The organism is Telmatospirillum siberiense (genome assembly GCF_002845745.1).
GTDB classification, from domain to species: domain Bacteria; phylum Pseudomonadota; class Alphaproteobacteria; order Rhodospirillales; family Magnetospirillaceae; genus Telmatospirillum; species Telmatospirillum siberiense.
This window is the reverse complement of the sequence record NZ_PIUM01000001.1, coordinates 415,381-440,390: the sequence shown is the minus strand read 5'-3', so window position 1 is coordinate 440,390 and position 25,010 is coordinate 415,381. Positions and strand designations below refer to the sequence as shown.

General features: G+C 62.0%; 24 protein-coding genes. 10 read left to right on the top strand and 14 right to left on the bottom strand.

Annotation, left to right across the window (positions count from 1 at the left end; genetic code table 11):
• The first annotated feature begins 150 nt into the window (after positions 1–150).
• The 3 genes from CWS72_RS02025 to CWS72_RS02015 all read left to right on the top strand — a co-directional run bounded on the left by CWS72_RS02025 (position 151) and on the right by CWS72_RS02015 (position 3,248).
• Complete coding sequence (locus CWS72_RS02025; RefSeq protein ID WP_101248860.1) at positions 151–1,176, top strand: methyl-accepting chemotaxis protein; 1,026 nt, start codon at positions 151–153, stop codon at positions 1,174–1,176.
• A gap of 298 nt (positions 1,177–1,474) precedes the next feature.
• Positions 1,475–1,978 carry a PAS domain-containing protein gene (locus CWS72_RS02020; RefSeq protein WP_241911530.1) on the top strand — a complete coding sequence of 168 codons (504 nt, stop codon included), beginning with the start codon at positions 1,475–1,477 and terminating at the stop codon, positions 1,976–1,978.
• Positions 1,953–3,248 (top strand): methyl-accepting chemotaxis protein, encoded by a 1,296-nt coding sequence (locus tag CWS72_RS02015; protein WP_101248858.1) that lies wholly within the window; start codon positions 1,953–1,955, stop codon positions 3,246–3,248. The genes CWS72_RS02020 and CWS72_RS02015 overlap by 26 nt, the downstream gene beginning before the upstream one ends.
• A gap of 56 nt (positions 3,249–3,304) precedes the next feature.
• Here CWS72_RS02015 and CWS72_RS02010 read toward each other — a convergent pair whose 3' ends face one another.
• From CWS72_RS02010 to acs, 7 genes are all read right to left on the bottom strand, one after another.
• Positions 3,305–5,107, bottom strand: a complete 1,803-nt coding sequence (locus tag CWS72_RS02010; protein ID WP_199175502.1) for an O-acetylhomoserine aminocarboxypropyltransferase — start codon at positions 5,105–5,107, stop codon at positions 3,305–3,307.
• A complete protein-coding gene (locus CWS72_RS02005; protein WP_101248857.1) occupies positions 5,104–6,264 on the bottom strand; it encodes a trans-sulfuration enzyme family protein in 1,161 nt (386 codons plus the stop codon). Before CWS72_RS02005 ends, CWS72_RS02010 begins: the two co-directional genes overlap by 4 nt.
• Positions 6,257–6,769: an OsmC family protein gene (locus CWS72_RS02000; protein ID WP_101248856.1), complete on the bottom strand. Its 513-nt coding sequence runs from the start codon at positions 6,767–6,769 to the stop codon at positions 6,257–6,259. The genes CWS72_RS02005 and CWS72_RS02000 overlap by 8 nt, the downstream gene beginning before the upstream one ends.
• 24 nt (positions 6,770–6,793) lie before the next feature.
• Complete coding sequence (locus CWS72_RS01995) at positions 6,794–7,570, bottom strand: ABC transporter ATP-binding protein (RefSeq protein WP_101248855.1); 777 nt, start codon at positions 7,568–7,570, stop codon at positions 6,794–6,796.
• A 148-nt stretch (positions 7,571–7,718) separates the two neighbouring features.
• Positions 7,719–8,606 carry an ABC transporter permease gene (locus tag CWS72_RS01990; protein ID WP_241911529.1) on the bottom strand — a complete coding sequence of 296 codons (888 nt, stop codon included), beginning with the start codon at positions 8,604–8,606 and terminating at the stop codon, positions 7,719–7,721.
• Positions 8,603–9,592: an aliphatic sulfonate ABC transporter substrate-binding protein gene (locus tag CWS72_RS01985; protein ID WP_101248854.1), complete on the bottom strand. Its 990-nt coding sequence runs from the start codon at positions 9,590–9,592 to the stop codon at positions 8,603–8,605. Before CWS72_RS01985 ends, CWS72_RS01990 begins: the two co-directional genes overlap by 4 nt.
• A gap of 14 nt (positions 9,593–9,606) precedes the next feature.
• The gene (gene acs / locus CWS72_RS01980) at positions 9,607–11,577 is read right to left on the bottom strand and encodes an acetate--CoA ligase (protein WP_101248853.1); all 1,971 of its coding nucleotides are present in this window, start codon (positions 11,575–11,577) and stop codon (positions 9,607–9,609) included.
• A gap of 272 nt (positions 11,578–11,849) precedes the next feature.
• Between acs and CWS72_RS01975 the strand changes: the two genes are divergently transcribed.
• The 7 genes from CWS72_RS01975 to siaD all read left to right on the top strand — a co-directional run bounded on the left by CWS72_RS01975 (position 11,850) and on the right by siaD (position 18,311).
• Positions 11,850–12,590, top strand: a complete 741-nt coding sequence (locus CWS72_RS01975; RefSeq protein WP_199175501.1) for a response regulator — start codon at positions 11,850–11,852, stop codon at positions 12,588–12,590.
• Positions 12,587–13,945 carry an ATP-binding protein gene (locus CWS72_RS01970; RefSeq protein WP_101248851.1) on the top strand — a complete coding sequence of 453 codons (1,359 nt, stop codon included), beginning with the start codon at positions 12,587–12,589 and terminating at the stop codon, positions 13,943–13,945. Before CWS72_RS01975 ends, CWS72_RS01970 begins: the two co-directional genes overlap by 4 nt.
• 140 nt (positions 13,946–14,085) lie before the next feature.
• Positions 14,086–14,358 (top strand): hypothetical protein, encoded by a 273-nt coding sequence (locus CWS72_RS01965; protein WP_101248850.1) that lies wholly within the window; start codon positions 14,086–14,088, stop codon positions 14,356–14,358.
• Between the two features lie 151 nt (positions 14,359–14,509).
• Positions 14,510–16,567: a biofilm regulation protein phosphatase SiaA gene (gene siaA, locus CWS72_RS01960; protein ID WP_206747692.1), complete on the top strand. Its 2,058-nt coding sequence runs from the start codon at positions 14,510–14,512 to the stop codon at positions 16,565–16,567.
• On the top strand, positions 16,564–17,109 hold the full coding sequence (siaB, locus tag CWS72_RS01955; protein ID WP_274540578.1) for a biofilm regulation protein kinase SiaB: 546 nt from the start codon (positions 16,564–16,566) through the stop codon (positions 17,107–17,109). The genes siaA and siaB overlap by 4 nt, the downstream gene beginning before the upstream one ends.
• 14 nt (positions 17,110–17,123) lie before the next feature.
• A complete protein-coding gene (siaC, locus tag CWS72_RS01950; RefSeq protein WP_274540577.1) occupies positions 17,124–17,510 on the top strand; it encodes a biofilm regulation phosphoprotein SiaC in 387 nt (128 codons plus the stop codon).
• 9 nt (positions 17,511–17,519) lie between these two features.
• Positions 17,520–18,311, top strand: coding sequence for a biofilm regulation diguanylate cyclase SiaD (gene siaD, locus CWS72_RS01945; RefSeq protein ID WP_101248848.1), 792 nt, complete (start codon positions 17,520–17,522; stop codon positions 18,309–18,311).
• Between the two features lie 101 nt (positions 18,312–18,412).
• On the opposite strand, the gene CWS72_RS01940 is transcribed toward siaD, so the two are convergent.
• From CWS72_RS01940 to CWS72_RS01910, 7 genes are all read right to left on the bottom strand, one after another.
• Positions 18,413–19,642, bottom strand: a complete 1,230-nt coding sequence (locus tag CWS72_RS01940) for a methyl-accepting chemotaxis protein (protein WP_158240468.1) — start codon at positions 19,640–19,642, stop codon at positions 18,413–18,415.
• Between the two features lie 76 nt (positions 19,643–19,718).
• Complete coding sequence (locus tag CWS72_RS01935) at positions 19,719–20,444, bottom strand: hypothetical protein (protein WP_101248846.1); 726 nt, start codon at positions 20,442–20,444, stop codon at positions 19,719–19,721.
• Positions 20,441–20,815, bottom strand: a complete 375-nt coding sequence (locus tag CWS72_RS01930) for a response regulator (protein WP_101248845.1) — start codon at positions 20,813–20,815, stop codon at positions 20,441–20,443. The genes CWS72_RS01935 and CWS72_RS01930 overlap by 4 nt, the downstream gene beginning before the upstream one ends.
• Positions 20,816–20,838: 23 nt before the next feature.
• A complete protein-coding gene (locus CWS72_RS01925) occupies positions 20,839–21,690 on the bottom strand; it encodes a ParA family protein (RefSeq protein WP_101248844.1) in 852 nt (283 codons plus the stop codon).
• A complete protein-coding gene (locus CWS72_RS01920; protein WP_101248843.1) occupies positions 21,687–21,944 on the bottom strand; it encodes a hypothetical protein in 258 nt (85 codons plus the stop codon). The genes CWS72_RS01925 and CWS72_RS01920 overlap by 4 nt, the downstream gene beginning before the upstream one ends.
• 2 nt (positions 21,945–21,946) lie before the next feature.
• Positions 21,947–24,592: a chemotaxis protein CheA gene (locus CWS72_RS01915; RefSeq protein ID WP_101248842.1), complete on the bottom strand. Its 2,646-nt coding sequence runs from the start codon at positions 24,590–24,592 to the stop codon at positions 21,947–21,949.
• Positions 24,589–25,008, bottom strand: a complete 420-nt coding sequence (locus CWS72_RS01910; RefSeq protein ID WP_241911528.1) for a response regulator — start codon at positions 25,006–25,008, stop codon at positions 24,589–24,591. Before CWS72_RS01910 ends, CWS72_RS01915 begins: the two co-directional genes overlap by 4 nt.
• Between the last annotated feature and the right edge of the window lie 2 nt (positions 25,009–25,010).

The window sequence follows — 25,010 nt, the reverse complement described above, 5'->3', positions numbered from 1 at the left end:
ATTTTCCAGGGCCGAAGCGCTTTTTCGCGAGACATTCGGCTTAACGGGATCACATCGCCCGTCATACGCCCGCCTTGCATCCCCGGCAAAAATGCCTACATGATACTCACTTAAGTCATATGTCTAAAAATTAGACAGGTCGGGGATATCATGGCGGACGCGGAACAAATCCTGGAACTCACCCATGCGGTCGATTCCGTCGCCAGGGAAAAAATCCTCGCCATCAAAAAAGTCACCAGCACAACGCGCATTCTTTCCCTCAACGCGCTGATCGAAGCCACCCGGGCCGGAGAATTGGGACGCGGGTTCGCCGTGGTCGCCAACGAGGTCAAGAACGTCTCCGACGATATTTCAAAAATCACCCAATCGCTGGAACGCGAACTTGCCGGCACCATCCGCGACCTCACCGAGGTGGGAGAATCGCTGATCCAGCAGTTGCGCGGCTCGCGGCTGACCGACCTCGCCCTCAACATGATCGAAATCATCGACCGAAATCTCTACGAACGCTCCTGCGACGTCCGGTGGTGGGCGACCGATTCGGCCGTGGTGGATTGCCTGGGCCGGGATGATGCCGCCGCCTTCGCCAGTAAACGCCTCGCCGTCATCCTCGATTCCTACACGGTCTATCTGGATCTCTGGATCGTCGACACCAACGGACGCGTCAGAGCCAGCGGACGACCCGACCGCTATCCCCGGGTCGTCAATTCGGACGTCAGTCAACAGGCCTGGTTCCGCGACGCGATGAACACACGCGACGGCACCGACTACGCCGTGGCCGATGTCGCCGCCAATCCGGCGCTGAACAATGCCCTGGTCGCCACCTATTCCACCGCCATCCGCGAGGGCGGCGACGTCAACGGCAAGATTCTGGGTGTTCTCGGTGTTTTCTTCGATTGGCAGCCGCAGGCGCAGACCATCGTGAAAAACGTCCGTCTTACCAAAGCCGAGGCGGCCTTCACCCGCTGCCTGCTGGTCGACCAGAACCACCGCGTGATCGCGGCCTCGAACGATACCGGCATTCTCACCGAGATCCTTCCCCTGTCGACCTCGGGCAGAGATCAAGGCGACTATGTCGACGACGCGGGACGCACCATCGGCTACGCCTTGACGCCGGGCTATGAAACCTACAAGGGCCTGGGCTGGTACGGCGTCGTCATCCAGACCCCGTCCACCTAGTGGTGAAAATCTGACGGATGGTGCCCCCGCCATCCGTCAGATTTTCACCACACTTCAATAAGTTGGCCCACTAGAGTATCCGTAACAGAAGCGTCTCCGACGACATGGCCCCGTGGTGCCCCGCATCATCATTCACGGCACAACTGTTATCAACGGATAATTATTTGCATAGAGGTCCCCATTCCGGGACTGCCGGCAACGTCTCCCTGGATTACATCGGACATGAGCCTGCGCTTCGTGCGCCGGTCCCAGACGTCACCAGCATCGAGGGAACCCCATGGCGCAGGAAAGCCGTCCGATGACAGGTCGTGAAAAAACCTTTCCCGAAAACGAACTGATCGTCAGCAAAACCGACAAGACCGGTCGGATCACCTATGTGAACGACGTTTTTATCGGCGTCTCCGGTTATACCGAAACCGAGGCAAAAGGACAGCCGCACAGCATCGTGCGCCACCCCGATACACCCCGCTGTCTGTTCAAGCTGATGTGGGACATGCTGGGACACGGCGAAGAGGTTTTCGTCTATATTAATAATCTGGCGAAAAACGGAGATCATTACTGGGTCTTCGCCCATGTCACCCCCGACCTCGATCCGAATGGTGACATCATCGGCTACCATTCCAATCGCCGGGTGCCACGCCGCGACGTGATCAAGAAATTGGAACCGCTTTATAAAAAATTGTTCGATGCCGAACGCAGCCACGCCAGCAGCAAGGATGGTCTTGAGGCATCATCGCGTCTGCTGAACGAGGTCCTGAAGGGCGAGGGAAAGAATTATGACGAATTTGTCCTCAGTCTCTAAAGCCCTTCTCTGCGGCAAGATCACCCTCGGCCTTTGCATATTGCAGATGGCCGGATGCGGACTTCTCCAGCAATGGGTGGCCGCGGCGTCCGCCCTGGTCATCCTGGTCCCGACGCTCGTGCTCCTCAAAAACCTCACGCGCGCCAACGCCAGCATCGAAAAGGCCATGGCCGTCTGCGCGGCGGCGGCGCAAGGAAAATTGGGGGTCCGCATCCACGGAATTCGCGGAACCGGCAACATGGGGGCGATGCTGCGCAACATCAACCGCCTTCTCGACCTGACCGAGGCTTTCTGCCGCGAAGCTCAGGCGGCCATGGGAAAGGCCAATCAACGGCAATATTACCGCAAGATCGTGCCGACCGGCCTGCGCGGGGATTTCTCCCGTTATGCCTTGACCATCAACCATTCGCTCGAACTGATGGCCGAACGCGACCACGAGGCCCTGCGCTTCGCCGAGGATAACGTCCGCCGCATCGTCCAAAACGTCTCGTCCGCCTCGGAACAGCTGCAAACCAACGCGAGGACATTGCTGGGCACCGCCGAAATGACCGCCGAACAAGCGCTGACCTCCGCCGCAGCCGCGGAAGAGGCCTCGGTCAACGTCCAGACGGTGGCCAGCGCCGCCGAAGAGCTGGCGGCATCCTTCGGCGAGATCAATCGTCAAACCGCCACGGCCACCCGAATTTCATCGGAAGCCGTCGCCATCGCCGAGCGAACCGATCGCACCGTCGGCGAACTGGGCGCCGCGGCCTCGGAAATCGGCAATATCGTCGCCCTGATCCAAAGCATCGCCAGCCAGACCAATCTGCTGGCCTTGAACGCCACCATCGAGGCGGCCAGAGCCGGTGAAGCCGGCAAGGGGTTCGCCGTCGTCGCCGGAGAGGTCAAGACTCTCGCCAATCAAACGGCCAAAGCCACGGACGAGATCGCGGCCCAGGTCACCCATATTCGCGCCACCTCGGACGCCGCGGCCGAGGCGATCCGCGATATTGTAAGAAGCATCAGCCAGATCCAGGAAACCTCGACCGCCGTCGCCGGAGCCGTCGAGGAACAAAACGCGGTAACCAATGAGATCTCCCGCAACGTGGCGGAAGCGGCCGTCGGCACCAGTTCCGTCTCGGAAGCGGTGGGAACGGTCAGGACTGCGACGGACGGCACCAGCGGCGAAGCCAGGTCTATTTCCACCGCCGCCGTCCATCTGGCCGGCCAAGCCGACGAACTGCGCCGGCAAGTCGATGACTTCATCGCTAAAATCAAAGGGGATGCGTAGAGGCGGGGACTCCAACCGTCGCATGGGTTTTCCCGACATACCTCGGAGGCTTGCCGCTATGCCAGCGCCTGGTCGAGATCGCGGATCAAATCACCGGCGGTCTCCAGTCCGACCGACAGACGGACCACATCCGGTCCCGCTCCCGCCGCCAGCCGCTGCTCGTCGGTCAATTGCCGATGGGTGGTCGAGGCGGGATGCAGGATCAGGCTGCGGGTATCGCCGACATTGGCCAGATGGGAAAACAGCCGGACACTCTCGACGACCTTGATTCCCGCCTCATAGCCGCCCTTGACGCCGAAGGTGAAGACCGCCCCCGCCCCTTTCGGCATGTATTTTTTCGCCAGATCGTGAAAACGGCTGGACGGCAGTCCGGCGTAGGACACCCAGGCGACGGCGGGATGGCCCTCCAGGAATTCGGCGACGGCTTGCGCGTTGGCGACGTGGCGTTCCATGCGCAGCGGCAAGGTCTCGATGCCGGTCAGGGTCAGAAAGGCGTTCATCGGGGCCAAGGCCGGACCGAAATCCCTGAGCGCCACGGCGCGTGCCTTGGTGGTGAAGCCGAAATCGCCGAAGGTCTCGTAAAAGTTCAGGCCGTGATAAGCCGGCTCCGGCTGGCTCATCGAGGGAAACTTGTCGTTCTGCGCCCAGTCGAACCGCCCCGACTCGACCACCACGCCGCCCAGGGAATTGCCATGTCCCGCCAGGAATTTGGTGGTCGAGTGGCAGACGATGTCGGCCCCCCAGTCGAAGGGGCGGCAGAGAAAAGGCGTCGCCAGCGTGTTGTCGACGATGAAGGGAATGCCCGCCTCATGGGCGACCTTCGCCACGCCTTCCAGATCGACCACGACACCGCCCGGATTGGCCAGGCTTTCCACGAAGATGGCTTTGCATTTCGGCGTCAGCGCCCGGCGAAAGTTCTCCGGATCGGTGGGGTCGACGAAATGGCAGCTCCAGCCCAGCTTCTTGAAGGAAAGCCCGAACTGGGTCAGCGAGCCGCCGTAAAGATTGCGCGACGCCAGGAATTCGTCGCCCGGCTCCAGAAGAGTGAAAAAGGTCAGAAACTGGGCGGCATGCCCCGAGGCGGCGGCCACGGCGGCGCGTCCGCCCTCCAGGGTGGCGACGCGCTCCTCCAGCACTGAAACCGTGGGATTGGTCAGCCGGGAATAGAGATTTCCGAAATTGTGCAGATTGAACAGCGACGCAGCATGCTCGACATCTTCGAAGACATAGGACGCCGTCTGGAAAATCGGCGTGATGCGGGCCCCAGTGGTCGGATCGGGCGCGGCGCCGGAATGGATGGCCTTGGTTTCAAACCCATAATCCATATTGCGGGAGGGAAGCGGCCGTTCCTTGCGGTGACGGTCGGTCGGCGCCTGCGGGGCGCGATTGAGAATCAGGCCGGTGTTGACCCCGCTCCACGACAGTTCTCCGCCCAAACGACCGAACTCGATCTTCGGGCAGCGGTCCATCACCACCTCCAGTCCGGCGGCCTCCGCATTGGCGGCGGCCGCGTCATGGCGCACGCCCAACTGCATCCAGACCACCCTGGCCTTGATGGCGATGGCCTCCTCGACGATGCCCGGTACGGCATCCGCGGCGCGGAACACGTCAACCATGTCGACCGGATCGGGGATATCGGCCAGGCGGGCATAGACCGTCTCGCCCTGCAACTGCTGGCCGGCCAGGCCGGGATTGACCGGAATCACCCGGTAACCCTTGCTTTGCAGATACTTCATGACGAAATAGCTGGGCCGGTTCCAGTTGGCCGAAGCTCCCACCATGGCGATGGTCCGCACCGAGGAAAGGATCCGGCGCAGCTTGGCGTCGGAATAGACGAGAGGACCGTCCATCGTCGTCATGCCCGCTCTCCCGCCCGCCGCAAGGCCTGATCCAGATCGTCGAACAGATCGTCCGCCGCTTCCAGTCCGACCGACAGGCGCAAGAGATCGGACGGCACCGGCGAAGACGGCCCCTCGATGCTGGCACGGTGTTCGATCAGGCTTTCGACGCCACCCAGCGACGTCGCCCGCTTCCACAGATCCACATTGGCCGCGGTGCCGATGGCGGCCGCCTCTCCGGCCTTGACCCTGATCGACAGCATGGCGCCGAAGCCGCCCCGCATCTGCCGCGCGGCCAGATCATGGCCGGGAAAACCGGGCAGTCCGGGATAAAGCACGGCGCTTACCTTCCCGTGGGCGGCCAGACGCTCGGCCAAACGCTGGGCACTGGCGGCGGCGGCCTTCACACGGACGAACAGGGTCCGCATGCCCCGTTGCAGAAGCCAGGCCTCGAAGGGTCCCAGAATACCGCCGTGGCGCACCAGAACCTGGCGAATCCGCGCCCAGAACTCATCCTGCTTCGCCGTCGTCAGGGTGCCGGCCACCACGTCGGAATGACCGTTCAGATACTTTGTCGCCGAATGCATGACGATATCGGCGCCCAAATCCAGCGGCCGGGTGAAGACCGGCGTGGCGACGGTGGAATCGACGGCAAGCCGGGCTCCGGCCCGATGGGCGAGATCGGCAATGGCGGCGATATCGCTCACCGACCACAGCGGATTGGCGGGAGACTCCAGCCAGACCAGCCTGGTCTCGCCGGGTCGGAGGGCCGAACGCACCGCATCGAGATCCGTGGTGTCGACTTCCTCGACCCGAAGCCCCCAATGGGTCGCCGTCTCATGCAGCCAGGCCCGGAAGGCCCAATACATCACCTTGGGCACCACCACATGGTCGCCGGGCGAAAGAGCCAGGAACACGGCGGTCGCCGCCGCCATGCCGGAGGCGAACAGCAGGCTGTCCGCCCCGCCCTCCAGCGCCGTGAGCAAGGCCCCGGCCTGCTCGAAAGTGGGATTGTCGGCCCGCGCATAGATCCGCCCCCGGCGATAGCCGTTGTCGGGATCGCGGAGATAGGTGGTCGAGGGATGGATCGCCGGGATGATCGCCCCGCTCGCCTCGTCGATCAGGCCCAACGCCTGTGCGGCCAGGGTCTCAGCCTGGAATTTGCTCCAATCACTCATGAACGTCGATATCCAGGCTAAGCGGTGGCGGATTGCGCAGCGTCTGATAGATGACGCAGTAGCGTTCGGTCAGCTTGACCAGCGAGGCGACCTGTTCTTCGGACGCGTCCGTCTGCAGGTCGAACCGGAGGCGGACGGCCCGGAAGCCGACCGGCGCATCCCTGGCCACCCCCAGCGTGCCGCGAAAATCCAGATCCCCCTCGGCCGCGACGGTACCGCCACGCAAGGTGATGCCCAGGGCCGTCGCCACCGCCTTCAAGGTCACCCCGGCGCAGGCCACCAGGGCTTCGAGCAGCATGTTGCCCGAGCAGGCCTCGCCGCCATCGCCACCGGTGGCCGGATGCAGGCCGGCTTCGACCAGGGCGCGACCGGTTTCGACCTTGCAGACGATCTTCGCCTCGTCCAATTCACCCCTGGCCGTCAGGGTGACGACGGCGGAGTCCGCGTCATTTCGGTATTTGTCCTTCAACGGCGCCTGCAGGGCGCGTAGATCCTCGGCGTTCATTCTTGCTCCTTCCCGAAGCGGCCTTCAGATGGCGGCGGCGGGGAACCGCTCATCGCCCTGGCGCGCCGGTCTGACGAACGAATGGTGCAGTTCGGCCAACAGATGCCGCTTCCACTCCTGAAATTCCAGGCTCGCACGATCACGCGGCCTGGACAATGGCGGCGTCACGGTCACTTGGACGCGCCCCGGGGCCGGCTGCATGACGACGATCCTGTCGGAAAGGGCCAATGCCTCCTCGATATCATGCGTCACCAGCACCATGGTCGGGCGATCATAGGCCCAAAGATCCAGCAGATGTTCCTGCAGATCGTTGCGGGTCAGCGCATCCAGCGCGCTGAACGGCTCATCCAGCAGCAGGATCTGCGGCCGCCCCACCAGGGCGCGGGCCAAGGCGGCGCGCTGAGCCATGCCGCCCGACAGTTCGCGCGGCCAATGACCGGCAAATCCCGCCAAACCGACCCGGACCAACGCCTCCCTCACCCGGACATCCCGCTCTTCCCGCGCCAGGTGGCGGATGCCGAACGCCACATTATCGTCGATGGACAGCCACGGCATCAGGCGCGGCTCCTGGAATACGAAACCAACCTCGTCGCGCGGACCGCTGACCGGCGATCCTCCGATCTCGATGCGCCCGTCGCTCGGCGTCTCCAGTCCCGAGATGAGACGAAGCAAGGTGCTCTTGCCGCATCCGCTCCCCCCGACGACGCCCAAAATTTCTCCAGGCCCAACCGAAAGATCGATGCCGGAAAGAGCCAAGTGACCGTTGGAATAGCGTTTCGAAAGATTTGAAAGCGTCAGCATGAGATCACCCTAGTGCATTGACACAAATAGAGGATTCAACAATTTCGTCTATGCACTCCAGCCTGCGCGGCGCTTGAGCGTTGAAAAAGCGGAGATTTTTCGCTCTTGCAGAAGCTAGTGCATTGAATCATCTGAATAATTCAATGCACTAGGCCGTCGGATTGAAACCGTCCTGCCAGCGCAGAAAGCGGAGCGAACCCTGAGCCAACAGCCAATCGGTGAGCTTACCAAGGACGGCGAAGACGGCGATGGAAGCCAGCACGGTCTGCGGCCGGCCGGTCATCTGTCCATCGACCAGCAGAAAGCCCAGCCCTTCGCTGGCCCCCATGAATTCGGCGGCGACGACGAACATCCACCCCAAGCCCAGACCGGCTCTCAGCGCAATGACATAGGCCGGCAAGGTGGCCGGCAACAACACCCGCCAAACCATCTCGGGACCGGAGAAACGAAAGATCCTCGCCACTTCCACCAATTTGCGGTCAACACCGAGAATGGCGCCGGACAAGGCCAGATAGATGGGAAAGAAGACGCCGACGGCGATCAGGATCACCTTCGACGTCTCGAAGATACCGAACCACAGGATGAACACCGGAACCCAGGCGATCGAAGGAATGGCCCGCAACGCCTGCAATGTGGGATCGAGAAGCGCGCGCGCCAGGGTCGAATAACCGGTCAAGGCCCCAAGGAACGTTCCCGCCAGCACGCCGAAGACGAACCCGAGGGCGACGCGGCACAAGGTTGCGACAATATGGCTGAGCAATTCTCCCGTGGCGGCCAAAGCGGACAAGGTCGCAATGATCTTCGAGGGGGGCGGCAGCAGACGACCATCGCCAAGGCCGGCGGCGACGGCGATTTCCCATCCCACGGCCAACCCGACCGGCACGATCAGGCCGAGCAGCCAGTTCCAGCGACGACCCGGTCTCGCCGAAACAACGGAAGCGTCCTCCTCCCCGGTCCGTCGCGAAGGCGCGGTGACCGCCGGCAAGGATGCCGGCGCCACCTCGTTGTAGGGATCGGAAGGATGCGTGACGGTCACTTCACCGCGATCCGGCTGGTAAACTTCGGCTCGATCAGGGCAGATGAGACCGCCCGCACATCGACATCGGCAGGGATGACGCCGGCCTGCTGGAGAGCCAGGCCGGCGGCCTGGATGGTGTCTTTCTGACGATCCCCGATCACCGGATTGGAAAGGTCGGTGCGCTCCAATTGCCGGGCGGCGACCGCCTCGGAAATCTTGGCATTGTCGGCTATGATCTTCTTCAATTCCGCCGGATGGGCGAGCGCCCACGACCGGGCTTTCTCATAGGCCGCGATGACGCGGGCGACCAGTTCGGGATGATCGCTGATCACGTCTTCGCGCGTGTTCAGCACGCCATAGGTGTTGTTCTCGGCGTTCCGGTAAAACAGGCGGGCGCCATCGTCGACCTCGGCCTGCGCCATCAACGGATCCAGGCCGGCCCAGGCGTCGACGTCACCCTTCTGCAGCGCGAGACGACCGTCCTGATGCTGTAGCAGAACCAGTTTGACGTCCTTGTCGGTCAGGCCGTAATCGGCCAACGCCCGGATCAGGAAGATGTGCGGATCGGTGCCGCGGGTTACGGCAATCCTCTTGCCGGCCAGATCGGACACTTTCTGGATCGGAGATTTTCCCTGCGTCACCAGCGCCGTCCATTCGGGCTTCGACGAAACATAGATCGACTTCACCGGATTGCCGTTGATCCGGGCCAGAAGCGCGGCGCCACCGGCGGTCGAACCGAAATCAAGGCTCTTGGCGTTGAGGAACTCAAGCGCCTTGTTGCTTCCCAGCGACAACACCCATTTGACGGCGATGCCGTCCTTCTTCAGGTCCTCCTCAAGGAACCCTTTCTCCTTCAGAACCAGGCTGACCGGGCTGTAATAGGCGTAATCGATATGAATCTCATCAAGCTTCCCGGCGGCACGCGCCGACGTGGCCAGGGTGGTGGTGGCGATGACGCCCAGCAAGACGCTGGCGATGGGGCGAAGGAATGTTGGCAAAGACATGGCTTGACCCTCCGTTAGGATGCGAGTTCCGGGATATGTCCGATGGCGTGACGGCGGCGCTCGACGATGTCGTTCACCACCTCAGGTTCGGCCAGGGTGGTCACGTCGCCGAAATTGGCGAAATCGTTGGCGGCGATCTTCGACAAGATGCGGCGCAGGATTTTTCCGGCACGGTTCTTCGGCAAGGCGGCGGCCCATTGAATGACGTCGGGAGTGGCGATGGGTCCGATACGACGGCGGACCCAATCGACGATCTCCTGGCGCAGGGCCTCGGTTTCCTCGAAATCGGCCTTCAAGGTGACATAGGCAAAGACCCCCTGCCCCTTGATCTCGTGCGGAAATCCGACGACGGCGGATTCGGCGACCGCCGGATGGGATCCGATGGCGCTCTCCAATTCGACGGTCCCCAGGCGATGCCCGGAGACGTTGATGACGTCGTCGACCCGTCCGGCGATCCAGTAATAGCCGTCCTCGTCCCGCTTTGCCCCGTCGCCACTGAAGAAATGGCCGGGATAAGGCGAGAAATAGGTATTCAGAAAGCGCTCGTGATCATGCAGGATCGTCCGCGCCTGGGCCGGCCAGGACTCGGCGAAGCAAAGATTTCCGGTCCCCGTCCCTTCGACGGGCTTGCCTCCGGCGTCGAGCAGCACGGGACGGATACCGAAGTAGGGCTTGGCCGCGGCCCCCGGTTTCAACGGCGTGGCGCCCGGCAGGGGGACCAGCATCACGGCGCCTGTTTCCGTCTGCCAGTAATTATCGACGATCGGGCAGCGTCCGCCGCCGATGACCCGGTGATACCAGGTCCAGGCGTCCGGATTGATCGGTTCACCGACCGATCCCAGCACCCGCAAGGACGACAGGTCGTGTTTCCGGACCGGGGCCTCGCCGTCACGCATCAGCGACCGGATGGCCGTTGGCGCGGTATAGAAAATGGAAACCTTCAGCTTCTCGATGATCGACCACCAGCGCGAGTGATCCGGCCACGTCGGGACACCTTCGAACATGACGATGGTCGCGCCGTTCAGCATTGGCCCGTAAATCTTGTAGGAATGGGCCGTCACCCAGCCGACGTCGGCCGTGCACCAATGGATATCGCCATCGTGATAGTCGAAAATGTTTTTCCAACTGGTCGCCACATGGACCAGATATCCTCCGGTGGTGTGCACCAGCCCTTTCGGCTTTCCCGTCGAACCGGACGTGTAAAGCACGAATAACGGATCCTCCGCCCCGACTTCCTCCGGCGGGCAAACGGGATCGGCGGCTTCGACGATCTCGTCATACCAGTGATCGCGGCCCGGCGTGAAGGAAACGTCGGCACCCGAACGGCGCACGACCACCACATGGTCGACCTGATGCGAGATACCGGCCAGGGCGGCGTCGGCTTGGCGCTTCAGGGGAAGGACGCGTCCCCCGCGGTGCCCCTCGTCGGCGGTGATCAACAGCTTCGCCCGGCAATCGGCAACCCGCCCCGCCAGCGATTCCGCGGAAAAGCCGCTGAACACTACGGAATGGACCGCGCCGATGCGAACACAGGCGAGCATGGCGACCAGCACTTCCGGAATGACCGGCAGATAGATGGTCACGAAGTCCCCCTTGCCGACGCCGAAGCCTTTCAGGGCGTTGGCCAGACGGTTGACCCTGTCATGCAGTTCCCGCCAGGTGACGGTCCGGCTTTCCCCAGGCTCATCGCCCTCCCAAAGGATGGCCGGCTTATCGGCCTTGGCCGGCAGGTGACGATCGAGGCAATTCACCGAGGCGTTCAGAGTGCCATCGGAAAACCACCGGATATGCACATCGCCGGCAGAGAAACTCGTCTCCTTGATCAGCGTCGGCTGCCGGATCCAGTCGATAGCCCGCGCCTGTTCGCGCCAAAACCCTTCCGGATCTTCCACAGACGATCGATAGAGACGCTCATACCCAGCCGCATCGACATGAGCCTGGGCGGCGAAATCCGCCGCCACCGGAATCAAAGTACCATCCGCCATGCAGGAAACTCCGGGAAACTGACCCCATCGGCACGATATTGCACATTAGTATTATGTGCATCGATAACCTAAGTTCTAATATGCGCACACAATCGATAGCAATAGCTTATTTTCCAAAAAATAAAGATGTAAATTTATTAATAACATAATTTATAAGTTAAATATGGGCGATTGAGGAAAAATCGACATAAAAAAACACATTTCCCCTGCTGACGGGCACGCCGCGATCGGGGAAAATCACCCATTCCACTTCCATAATGCGCGGTCTCGCAATGCCGGTTCCCCATGCCAACGCCACCGACGCCCCCACCCGCATCCTGCTCGTCGAGGATGACGCGGAAATCGCCCGCATGCTTTCGGATGTGCTGACGGAAAACGGATTTGCCGCCCGCAGCGTCACGTCGGGCGAGGAAATGGACCAGGTGCTGGAACGGCGGGATATCGATCTGATCCTGCTCGACGTCATGCTGCCGGGCGAGGACGGATTCAGCATTTGCCGGCGGCTACGAACCGAATCTGGTGTGCCGATCATCATCCTGACGGCCCTCGGCGAGGATATGGACAGGATCATCGGCCTTGAGATCGGGGCCGACGACTACGTCACCAAGCCGTTCAATTCCCGGGAACTGGTCGCCCGCATCCGGGCGTTGCTGCGCCGAGCCCGCATCGCCGGGACGGTGGCGTCCGACCGGCTGACCGCGTTGCATTTCGTCGGATGGCGGGTCGACCCCGTCGAGCGACAACTCTACAACCCCGATGGCGTACGCGTGACGACGACCAGCGCCGAGTTCGATCTGCTGCTCGCCTTCTGTCAGAACCCCGGCCGCGTTCTGTCCCGCGAACAACTGCTCGACTTGACGCATGGCGGGCTCGCCGGCCCGATCGAACGGAGCATCGACGTCCATGTCAGCCGTATCCGCCAGAAGATCGAGCCCGATCCACGCGACCCCACCCTGATCAAGACGGTGCGCCTCGGCGGTTACATCTTCACTCCCGGCGTCGAGGCCTCGTGATCCCCGCCCGCCGCCTCCTGCCGCGGACCATCACCGCGCAGATCACCGCCCTCGTCGTCACTGCCGTCCTGCTGGCCGTCGGCCTGACGACACTGGTCCTCATCACCATTTTCGACCTGAACGGCCGCGGCAGTCCCGAAGTATTGGCCGTCACCCGCGCCGCCCGCATCGCCATGCTGGTAAAGGAGGAGCTATCTCCCCGATCGCAGGAGGAACGGGCCCTGGTGATGGCCGCCGCGAGATGGTTCGGCATCGAGGTTGAAAGGCTGCCTCTGTCGGGCCTGGACTCCGATCCTGCCGCCGGGACGAATCCTTTCGTCAAATCGATCAAGACGATCCTGCGCGACAGCTGGGGAATCGAAGCGCTGGCCGACCGGGCGCCGCCTGGCCGGCCAGACGCCATCGCCGTGCCCATCAATGGCGAAGAAGCCCTGATCTTCCAGGCAGCCCATCGCTTTTCCCGTAATTTTATCGTGCTGCCGACGATTTTCGCCGTCGGCGCCATCATCGTCATCACGGTGTTCCTATCGATCTACGCCCTGCGCTGGATCACCTCGCCCCTGTCGTCCATTGCCGCCGCCGCGCGCTCCTTCGGGCGAACAACGGCGAAGGAGGAAGCGTTGAGCGAGAACGGCCCCCGCGAAATCGCCCAGGTCGCCGAGGCCTTGAACGACATGCGCAAGCGCGTCCGCACGCTGGTCGATGAACGGACCCGCATGCTCGCGGCCATCAGCCACGACCTCCGCACGCCGCTCACCCGGCTGCGGCTGCGCGCCGAGCGGATGGACGACGCCAAGACCCGCGACGGAATGCTCCAGGACATCACGACGATCAACGACATGATCGGCGAAACACTGACCTATCTGCGCGACAATGGCAGAAGCGAACCGGTCCATCTGGTCGATCTGCCGAGCATGATCCAAACCATCTGCGACGAATTCGGCGACGTCGGTTTCCCCGTCGCCTATGAAGGCCCTGGACGGCATCCCTTCGCCTGCCGGGCCCACGCCCTGACCCGCGCCATCACCAATGTGATCGACAACGGCACCAAACATGGCCCCGGGGTCTTCGTGGTCCTGAGCCCGCAGCCACGGGGCGCCGTCCGGATCGACATATCCGATAACGGGCCCGGCATTCCCGAACCGTTGCGGGAAAAGGTTTTCGAACCTTTTTTCAAAGGTAACAGCGCACGTCCCTCATCCGAACGCGGCGGCTTCGGTCTTGGCCTGTCGATCGCCCGCGATATCGTGAGAAACCATGGCGGCGATATCCGGTTACTCGACCATGAGCCGCGTGGATTGACCGTCCGCCTGACCCTGCCCAGGCAGGCGGAAACATCTCTTAACATCACTTAAAACGGTCTTTCCGCGCGAAAGGCTATGCTGGTTTTCGCCACAGGAAAATTCCGCCAAATCGGCGATGGATGCCATCGCCGAACATCGGCCTGCCAAAGATTGTGACGACGAAGGAACAATAGCAGACGGGAGCTCGCGCCATGCCGGACGGAGATGCCTCACCCGATCTTCCGTCCGCGGAATCCGGCCCGACGCACGACTTTCTTTGGCTCATGCCGATACTTCTATGCACGGAAATCTTCACCGGCTGCATCCTGCCCCGTCTCTACGAGACGATCGATAGGGCCGTCACCGCCAAGCTGGACCGCTCTCTCATCCTCGTTTCAAGCGAAATACGGCATCGCCGTCCCATCGGTCCGGCGGGACCATCCATTCGAAACGAACGAACCAGCCCCCTCGTCATGAACGACTGATGCCGGCACCCCTTTCCCCATTCTCCCAGAGAAAACCCTGATGAAATAAACAGCACTCGGGTGCTTTGCCTTATTTCACGGCCGGGTTATTGTCTGACCCGCCGAACGTTTCGCCGTTTTCGGCGCACATAATAATAATCAGGAACGACTCTTGAAGGATCTGAACGCTCCAGCCGGGATGGGCATCCCGGCGATAGCCGCTTGGCGGCTTGGTCTTCGCGGCAAATCCATGCTGGCGCTGCTGTCGGCCTGCCTGATCGCGCTGTTACCAGCCACCCTGATGGGGAGGCAGGCGCTTAACGGCATCCGCGAGGGTATCGGCATGGCCTATGCCCGAAATCTGAACGAACTCAGCAGTCAGAAAATCCTGGCCCCGGTCAGTCGCGAACTGGCCTTGTCCCTGAGGCTGGCGGATTCCGAATTCGTCCGTCAATGGATGGGGGACGAGGGAAACGAGCAAAAACGGCGCCTTCTGTTTACCGAAATGGACGGCTACCGCCGGGCCTTCCGCGACCATTCCTGGTTCCTGGTGGTCGATTCCAGCCTGAACCATTATTTCGGCGACGCCGGCCAGTCCGGCCAGACGCCGGTCGAGACGCTGAAGGCCGGCGAAAAGAAAGACGCCTGGTATTTCGCCAGCATGCGCAAAATCGACAGCTTCAATATCAATGCCGACACCGATGTCGCGGTCAATCAGACCAAGCTCTGGTTCAACGTCGTGGTGAAGGACGGGGACCGGAAGATCGGACTGGCCGGAACCGGCCTCGACCTGACGAGCTTCATCGCAGACTTCCTGGCGAGCGATGCCGCCGGCGTCACGCCGATGATCATCGATCGCAAGGGGGTCATCCAGGCGCACCGCGACACCAGCCTGATCGTCATGAACGGAGGCAGCGGCGCCGAAAATGCCGCCCCCACGCTGCTGACCCTGATAGGGGATGTCGTCAGCCGGCACGCTCTGCAAAAAGCCATGCAGACGGCCGAGCAACAGGCCGGGCATCCGACGACCGCCTGGGTGGTTCTCGATGGCAAGCGCCAGTTGATCGTTGACAGCTTCATTCCCGAACTGCAGTGGCATGTGCTGACGGCGGTCGATCTCGACGCCGCCCGCTTCCTGGACACCGGTTGGATCGCGCCTGCCGTGGTGGCCGTCGGCCTGTTGCTGACCCTGCTGCTGATCGGGTTCAGCTATGCGGTGGATGTCCTTGTCCTACGGCCGCTGCACCGCCTGCAATCCTCGGCCCGCGCCATGGCCGCCGGCCATTACGATGTGGCGTTGCCGACCGGCTCCACCGATGAGATCGGCGAACTGAGCCAAGCCTTCGCCATCATGGCCGACCGAGTCAAACGCTACACGGAAGAGCTGGAACGCAAGGTCCTGGAACGGACCGCCGCACTTGAGGCGACCCATCGAGAAATGGCCACGGCGCACAAGAAACTGGGAGACTCCATCGATTACGCCAGCCTCATTCAACGGGCCATCCTTCCCGACCGGCAGATGCTCCGATTGCTGGGGCCGCACCATTGCATTTTCTGGCAACCTCGAGATACCGTCGGCGGCGATTTCTACGTATTTCGGGAAGATGACGCCAATTGCCTGCTGGGAGTCGTCGACTGCGCCGGCCATGGCGTTCCCGGCGCCCTGATGACCATGCTGGCCCGCGCCGCCATCGACCACGCGCTGAGCGAGGTCGGCCCCCGGTCGCCGGCCGCCGTTCTATCGCGAACCGATGCGTCGATGCGCGCCATGATCGAAGACGGGCAGATGGCCAAGGCCGTCGCCACCAACATGGACGCGGGACTGGTCTACATCGACCGCTCCGGACGTCGGCTGTTGTTCGCCGGCGCCAAGATCTCGCTCTACTGGAGTGACGGCGAGACCGTCGAAGAAGTCACCGGCAACCGGCGGGCGCTGGGCGAACGCAAGCCCGGCACCTATGCGGACCGGGACCTCCCCCTGATACCTGACCGCACCTACTATCTGACAACCGACGGCTTTCTCGACCAGGCCGGCGGTGAACATGGATTCGGCTTCGGCAAAAGCCGGTTCATCGCGATGATCCGCCATCATGCCAAGCTGGATCTCGCCTTGCAAAAACTGGCCATTGCCGAAACGCTCGCCCGATATCAGGATGGACATCCGCAACGCGACGACATTACGGTTCTTTCCTTTCGATTCGATGACGCTCCCGGGAATACGAAAACATGATGGAAGCATCAGATCTTTATTCGATGCGTGAATATTTCACAAAGCAGCACATTCTTCTTTGCTTCAATGGTCCGATTTCCCGAAGTTTGATTGAAGAAATCGGCAATGCTTTAAAAAATTATTTGCAAGCCGAACGCGCACAACCTTCCGCCGCCACCGACGTCTTTGCCACTTATATCGAAATGAGCCAAAATATCAGGCATTATTCTATCAACCGTGGCTATGGCGAGCAGGAAGCCTCGGCGACCGTGGTGATCGCCCGCGACGAAACAGGCCGGTACGCCGTTTCGGCGGGCAATCTGGTCGAGGCGGCGGATGGCCGGGCATTGCTCGCCCGCGTCACGGCCCTCGCCGGTCTCGACAAGAGCCAATTGAAAGCAGCCTACAAGGAACAGCTTCATAGACCGCGAAGCACCGAGCCGCATCAAGGGGCGGGGCTCGGTTTGCTCGACATTGCCCGCAGGTCTTCGGCGCCCATGGTGGCCAGCCTGACGGAACTGACCGGAGAGCAGGCCTTTTTCAGCCTGCGCGCCACAATATGACCGAAGAAGCGACCATGATAATCGATGATCTTTGCATCCCCGGCACGCAATCGACACCCGACATCCGGACCGACGGAGCGGCCGGCCGGATCTTCATGCAGGGCGATTCCTATCCCGAAAACACGCTGGAACTGTTCGGCCCCGTCATCTCCTGGGTCGAACGCTATCTGGAGACCGGCGACAGGCCGCTGACGCTGGAACTGCGATTGATTTATCTGAACACCAGCAGCATCAAGGCGATGATGGACATTTTCGATCTGCTGGAGGTGGCCCATGGCAAAAGCCGGATCGTCGCGGTGACCTGGTACTACGACAGCCGGAACGAACGGGTCGCGGAACTGGCCGGGGAATTCCGTGAAGACTGCTCGTTCCCTTTCGACATCCAACCCCGCAACGACTGAAATCGGAACATGCCCCCCGATCGGCGCCCCCTGGACGACATCATCGAAGACCTGTTGGCCGATTCCCAATATGAGGGTCATCCCCTGCGGGACGCGCTGAACCGACTTTGGACGCAGAGCCGCGACCATTTGAACCGCCTGGAACGCATCGCCCATATTTCCGACGGTTATCAAAAGATGGCGTTCGACCAGACGATCTCGCTGCAGCAGCGTTACGATCGAGAACTTCGCCGATTGGAAAAAGCGGTCCGCATCTCCGATCGCTACCAGGACATGATGCGCGAACTCAACAACGCGCTTCAGGACGCCTCGACCCGCGACCATCTGACCGGACTGGCCAATCGCCGGATGCTGGTCGATCAATTGAAGATGGAAACCCAACGGGCCGAACGTCAGGGGCACAGCTACACCCTGGCCATGCTCGACGTCGACCATTTCAAGCAGGTGAACGATCTCTATGGCCACGATCTCGGCGACCGGGCGCTGATCGAAGTGGCCGGCGCCATGCAGAGGGCGTTGCGCGAATATGATCTGTGCGGCCGATGGGGGGGCGAGGAATTTCTGATCCTGCTGCCGCAAACATCGATCGGCGCCGCATGTTCGGTGATCGAAAGAGTCCGGGAAAGCCTGCAACGAAAGCCCATGCCCGGTGAAGCGCCCGGCACCGGCATCAAGATCACCGCCAGCATCGGCCTGGCCGAACATCAGCCCGGAGAAGGGTTCTCAGATACCGTCAATCGCGCCGACGAAGCTCTTTTGGAGGCGAAACGGGCCGGCCGCGACTGCTATCGCCTGGCCTGAGTTCTTCGGAGGACGGGCAGACCGGAGAGCCTCGGCCGCGATACCTTTTGCAGGAACGCTCATACCCGGTCTCGATAAGAGACATTCATCAAGACCGGGTATTAGAACAGCTCGATGGCGCTGCCCCCCGTTTGCTGTTCTCCGCGACTTGACAGCGTTCGGCGTTCGGTCTTGAGTTCCGCAATCGCCGAGGAAACGGTCTGATCGATATGCGAGCGCATCAGGCTGCCCATCTCTTCGAAGGTGCTTGCCGCGCCGTTGGCGATGTCCTTCATCGTCACGTCGACGGCATCCGAAATGCGGGTCGAGCAACGAGTCAACGCATCGAGTCGTTGCTTGACCACATCCTGGAATTGGATCGAGCCGATCATCTCCATAATCGGCTCACCCATCTTTTCATTTTCGCTCTGCACCCTGTCCAAGGTATCGCGCTGATGGGCGATGAGTTTCTTCATGTTTTCCGTCAAGTCGCCGACCGCATTGGAAATCACCAGGAAGCCGTTCTCTTCCTTCCGATTGCGCTCTCCGATGATGGTGTTGAGGCTGTTGGCGACGGCAGCTTGCAGTTCGTCGATCCCGGTTCCGATCTCGATGGCGGCCTGATCCGATTGCAGTGACAGGGTTTTGACCTCGGAGGCGACGATGGCAAATCCTTTTCCCGCCTCCCCCGCCCGAACGGCTTCGATCGTCGCGTTTAGCGCCAACATGCGGGTTGATCTGGCAATGCCGCGGACTGTTTGAACCATTTTTTCGAGATTGGCGACCACACCGCCGATGCCCTCCATTGCCTTCTGTACGTTTTCGGCATCGCGTTGCCGTTCGGCGGAAAACTGATCAACCAAGGATCGGCTGCGATCAAGTTGGTGTTCCGTCCCCTTGATGATCTGCACGACATGGTCGTTATTGCTGTTGATGAAGGCGAGCAGACTTTCCAGACTACCCTCGACCACATTCAGGTCGGACATCAGTCTCGCGGCATTTTTCTCGGTATCGATGACAACGCCCGAGGTCTCTTCCGTCACAGCATCGGCAAACTGGCGAAAATATGAGATTTTTTCGGAAATGCAGTCACCACAACGGAAAGGCCCCGCAGCTTCACCGGCAATCGGTGTGTCCATGGCGAGCATTGACGGATCAACGTGGATCGGTCCATCGCTTGGCGCCGCGACAACCGTCTCCCGCCGCCGGCTCCAGGCGAAGAAAATTGTCGTGGCCAGACCCGCCATCACCAAACGCAAGCCGACTGCCGGGAGAAACGAAGTTATGGAAAATATTCCAACAGATATTTCACCGAGAAGAACAGCCAACAGAACGGTGATGACGAGAGTCACTCGACCATAGGCCGGGACAGTATTGTGATATATCATAGTCCGAAGCCTTTATCGCTTTTTCTTCATCTGGCGAATTTCAAAACAGTTCGACCTTTAGGCCATTCGATTCATGCAAGTCGAGCCCGAGGGCGACATGATGGTCTTCACGTTGGCTGGTCATCACGCAGTCGTCCAAGGCCTTATTGAACATGTCCTTGAAATCGCCGATACGATCGGCTGAACGGCGATCCCCCAACTGACCGGCCAGTTCGATCATGTGTTGGTCGACGATCAGCGACAGCCGGGCCAGAAAATCGATCTGCTGCTGGGTGACGTCCTGAAATTGAAGCTGCCCCAGCATCTCGACCACCGAGGCGCCGAGGGCGTCGGCCAAGGGCCCTAGCTCCTCGGCATCCCTTGATGCGATACGCTCGGCCAGGGCCCTCAGCCGATCCACGGAGGCGTCGATTTCCCCGATGCCGGCCACCAGCGCCATCGCCGCGTCACCGGTGGTCTTGGTGATGCGGGCGCCCTGATCGCGGAGCAACCGGGTAAAGGCCCGATATTGAGCGAGATCGTCGGCAACCCGGAACATTCGGCTCCGGATCGTCGCCGGCATCGGGCCGTCCTTGCGGCCCAGCAGATACCCGAGCGAGATCCCGCCAAGCGAGGCGAGCGCGGCGATGATGGAACCATTGAAGACCGTCGCCGCGGCGACGGAAGCCCCCAGCAGAATGCCCGCCAGCACGGTCAGCCGGATTCGCGCGCGCCTTTCGTTCGCCGCGAAGAGACCGCCGCGGCCGGACTTGACGCCGCCCGTCATCCGTTGGGCAGTATCTGTTTGACGACTTTCAGCAGATCGTCGGGTTGCACCGGTTTGACCAGCCATCCCGTCGCCTTGGCGGCGCGGGCCTCATCGCGTTTGGCCTGCTGGGATTCGGTGGTGACCACCAGAATCGGGACGAATTGGCACCCCGGCATGATGCGGACCTTGCGGATGAGATCGATGCCGTTCATGCCCGGCATATGGATATCGGTGATCATCAGGTTTGGCTTGAGGCCGCCTTGCAGCGTGGCGACGGCGTCTTCACCGCTGGCGGCCTTGGCGACGATGAAGCCGGCCTTGCGCAATATCGCTTCCATGCTCATCAGGATGGTCGCCGAATCATCGACGAGAAAAATTGTTGAAGGCATCAAGAGCCCCTTTTTCCGTTTGTTCAAAGATCCGAAGCTGATTTCAGGGGGAGCTGACCTCCGAGGCGGCGTTCCCTTGCGACGTGGAGGGCGGCTGCACCGGCTTTCCCGGGCCAACACCAGGAACTCGCCAACTCGTCGGCAAGCAGGAAATAGTCGAGAGCACCACGGCAGCGCGGCGCGAAATGGCGGATTGGCTTTCGTGCCGCGAAGGCTGCGGCGAGTTGGATGTCGGTGCGGATCGGCCGCAAGATCCGATCGGCTCCGAACTGGCGGCCGATGTCGGCGATCACCGCTCGATGATGGCCAATTCTCGGGCTGGCCATGACCGGCAACAAGCCCATCATCTTGAGGTCGGGATTGACCGTGGTGACCATCTTGTAGAACAGCCGTGAAAGCTGCTTGACGCCCTCGGCCGACAAAGCGTGGGCCAGGAATGGGATGAGAACCCCATCGGCGGCGGCCATGGCGTTGGTCAGGATCAAATCGAGCGATGGCGGCGTGTCGAGGAGGATCACGTCATAGGCGGCCATTTCCGGCCGGCGGAGCTGGCGCCTCAGCGACACGGCGTCGAACCGAGCATCCGCCCCGTCATACAATGGATCGGCGGGCGCGCACCAGAGATTGGGCCAGGCGGTCGCCACGATGACCGGTGCGATGTCGGCGCCACGATCGCGAAAGACATCATGGACGCCGGGCATCGATTTCGTCGCTTCGATCCCCAGGCCGAGCCCGGCGTGGCCCTGCGTATCGAGATCGATGACCAGAACCCGCCGGCCGCCGGCCGCCCATTCGGCGGCGAGATTGACGACGGTCGTCGACTTGGCGCTGCCTCCCTTGCGGTTCGATACGGACAGAATGAATGGCGCCGTCATTTCGCCGTCTTTCGCGCGGGAGACCCCAGGGTTTGCGTCAGCCAATGGGCAAGCGGCGGATCTCCGGGCATTTGCGTGATCTGCGGCCGTGCGGCCAGCAAGACTTGCAAAATCGCGGTATGCAGATGGTCGCAGGGTCCCAGATTGATCTTCGCATGCGGGTGGGACTGCAGAAACTCCAACAGCGGCAGGGCGTCCTCGACGGTGCAGGTCTCCTTGGCTGTGACGGTGTTCTTGGTGAAGGTGAAGGGCATGGCTAAAGCAACTCCTTCAGATTGAGGACCAGGAGAACCCGCCCATCACCCAGCAGGGCCGAACCGGAATAGCCTCGAATGCCCGACAGGATGCCGTCGAAAGGCTTCAGGATGATGTCCATGCCTTCGCGGAAATGATCGACCAGCAGGCCGATCAGGTTGCCGCCGACACGAACCACCAGAACGGCATCCTCTTCGCTGCCATCGCCGATCCACACCGATGACGGCATGCCCAGAAGGACCTCGAGACGAATCAGCGGCACGATGGCGTCACGCAGAACGAACGCTTCGGCCTGCTTGAAGCGGCGGACCGCGCCGCGATGCACCCGGACGGTTTCGGCGATATGCTCCATCGGAATGCCGAACAGCATGCCGCCGCCGGCCTCGACCACCATCACCCGGGTCACCGCCATGCTGAGCGGCAGCGACAGGCGCACCGTCGTTCCCCGGCCTTTGACCGAGGTGATGGCGACACTGCCGCCGGTTTTCTCCACCCCGGTGACCACCACATCCATGCCGACGCCGCGCCCCGACAGGTCCGAGACCTTGGCGGCGGTGGAGAAACCAGGGGTGAAGACCAGGTTGACCGCCTCCTGATCAGTCAGACGAGCCGCGCAGTTTTCGTCGATGACGCCCTTCTTCAGGGCCGAAGCCTTGATCTTCTCCGGGTCGATGCCGCGACCGTCGTCGAGCACTTCGATGATCACCTGATCGCTTTCCTGGAAGGCGCGGAGAAGGATGGTGGCCTGCGGGGATTTCCCGGCGGCCTCCCGCAGATCGGGGGTCTCGATGCCGTGATCGATGGCATTCCTGACGATGTGCAGCAGCGGATCGCCGAGCGCCTCGATGATGTTCTTGTCGGCCTCCGTATCGGCGCCTTCGATCGACAGGTCGATCCGCTTGCCCAATTTCCGCGCGACGTCGCGGACCAGACGCGGGAAGCGGTCGAACATTTCGGAGACCGGGAGCATGCGGACCGCCATGATGGCCGTTTGCATCTCCTGTGCCAGGCGATCGATCACCGCATGGAGATCCTTGATTTCGCGGCTCATCTCCCGCGAGCCGTGAACCTGTTCGGCCCGCCTGGCCAAAAAGGGGAGACTGTTCTTCGATACGACCAATTCGCCGATCAGGGTCATCAGCGCATCGACCTTGGCCTGGTCGACCTTCAGGACACGGCTTGCCTGTTTGACCTCTCCGCCGGGATGATCTCCCGTTTCGGCCCGACGCCGGGTTTGATCGCCGGGCGTCGGCATCGCGTCTGCCGCCGACATGCCATCCGGCGTCAGCCACTGGTCAAGAATCTCGACGACTGGAGCCACGCCGTCCTGCGCCATGGCGGCGTCGACGGCAGCCGACCAGAGGGCCGAATCGGTTGCCCTGCGTGCCTCGGCGACCAGCAGATTGGCAACCGTCCGAGCCACCGAATCAAGGCGCGCCGCCAACCCCCCGGGCGGCAAGGGCAGGCCGAGGAGAGTTCGCTGGCTTTCCAGGATGCGGATCGCCATCGGAGAAATGGTTCCAAGGCCGGTCCGTCCGGGGCTTGACGGGATCGGCGGGGGGACCGGAGCAACGGCAGAGACCGTTGCCGGAGCCGGGCCGGAGGCGGCCGGCAGGACGAGATCGGCATCGCCGTCGGCAATACAATCCACCAACCCGCTCAGCCAACCCGGGACCGGATCGGGGGCGGCAAGCACGACTTCGAGCCACCGAAGGGCCGATCCCACCCGCAAAGTCGGGGCGGTGAATTGCCGCAGCGCTCCGATGGCCTGCCGGAATGCCGGCCAATCGCCGGCGACGATCAGACGGCGCGCGTCATCGACGAAATCCCCGTAAACCGGCCCCTCGTGGCGATCGCCCCCGACCGATATCAGGGCCGGAGGTGGAACGGCGGCCACCCGCACCTGTTCGACGACATAGCGGAACAAGGCTTCGATATCGGCGCGCGGCGCCGTGGTCAGTGCTCGAAAGCGCAGAACGCAGCGATAGGGGTCGAGGTTGTCGATCTCCGGCCAGGGTTCGCCCGCCTCGATGCTCAGACTATGCAGCGGGGTCACCTGCCGCAGCAGGGCGAAAGGATCCTCGCCGCTGAAGAAGCAGTCCTCCAGCGGCACATACTCGATGGCGAGAAGCCCGGCGCCGCCTACGGCGGCGGAGAAGGCCGCCAGTCGGTCTTGTTCCGGCAGGCCCGCCAGCCAGTCCAGTTCCACCAGATCCCCGGTTTGCGCGATGGGAGCCTCGGCTTCGGGCGTTCCAAAATCGCCCGGCAGAAGCGCCCGCAAGGCCGCCGTCATCTCCTTGGACAGGCCATCGGCACCGGCGGGCAGGACGCCGTCGCTGGCGATGGCGTCGATCCAGGCGCCGGTCTGGTCGAGGGTATCGAGCAGAGTGTCGACCAGTTCCGACGTCAGGCCGAGCCGGCCGTCCCGCACCGCGCTCAAGACATCCTCGCCCGCGTGCACCAGTTTGGTGAAGGCCGGGAAATCGAACAATCCGGCCGAGCCTTTCAGCGTATGGACGGAGCGGAAGACGTCATTGATGGCGGCCTCGTCGGCCGGATTGCGCTCCAGGACCAGCAGGCCGGACGCCGCCAACTGAAGGAGATCGCGCGCCTCGGAGACGAAACGATCGAGAAGCGGCGTACTCATGCCGCGACCCCGACGATCATGCGAACCACTTCGGTCAGGTCCTCGGGCGCCACCGGCTTGACCAGATAGAAATTAGCCCCGGCCTCAAGGGCTCTGGCCGAGTCCTTCGCCGCCGCCTCGGTGCTGACGACCACAGCCGGGATCATGCGGACGGCGGGATCGTTGCGGATCGTCCGGATCATCGAATAGCCGTCCATCTTCGGCATGTTGATGTCGACGATCATCAGATCGAACGGCTGGGCCAGAACCTTTTCGTAGCCTTCCATCCCGTTGGTGGCCTCTTCGACCATGAATCCGGCCGCCTCCAGGACCGAACGATAGAACATCCGCATGGTGATGCCGTCATCGACCACCAGAATGTGCGGCGGAGCTCCGTTCATCTCGCTTTCCCGGCTTCTGGCCATCGATTCGCTCACAG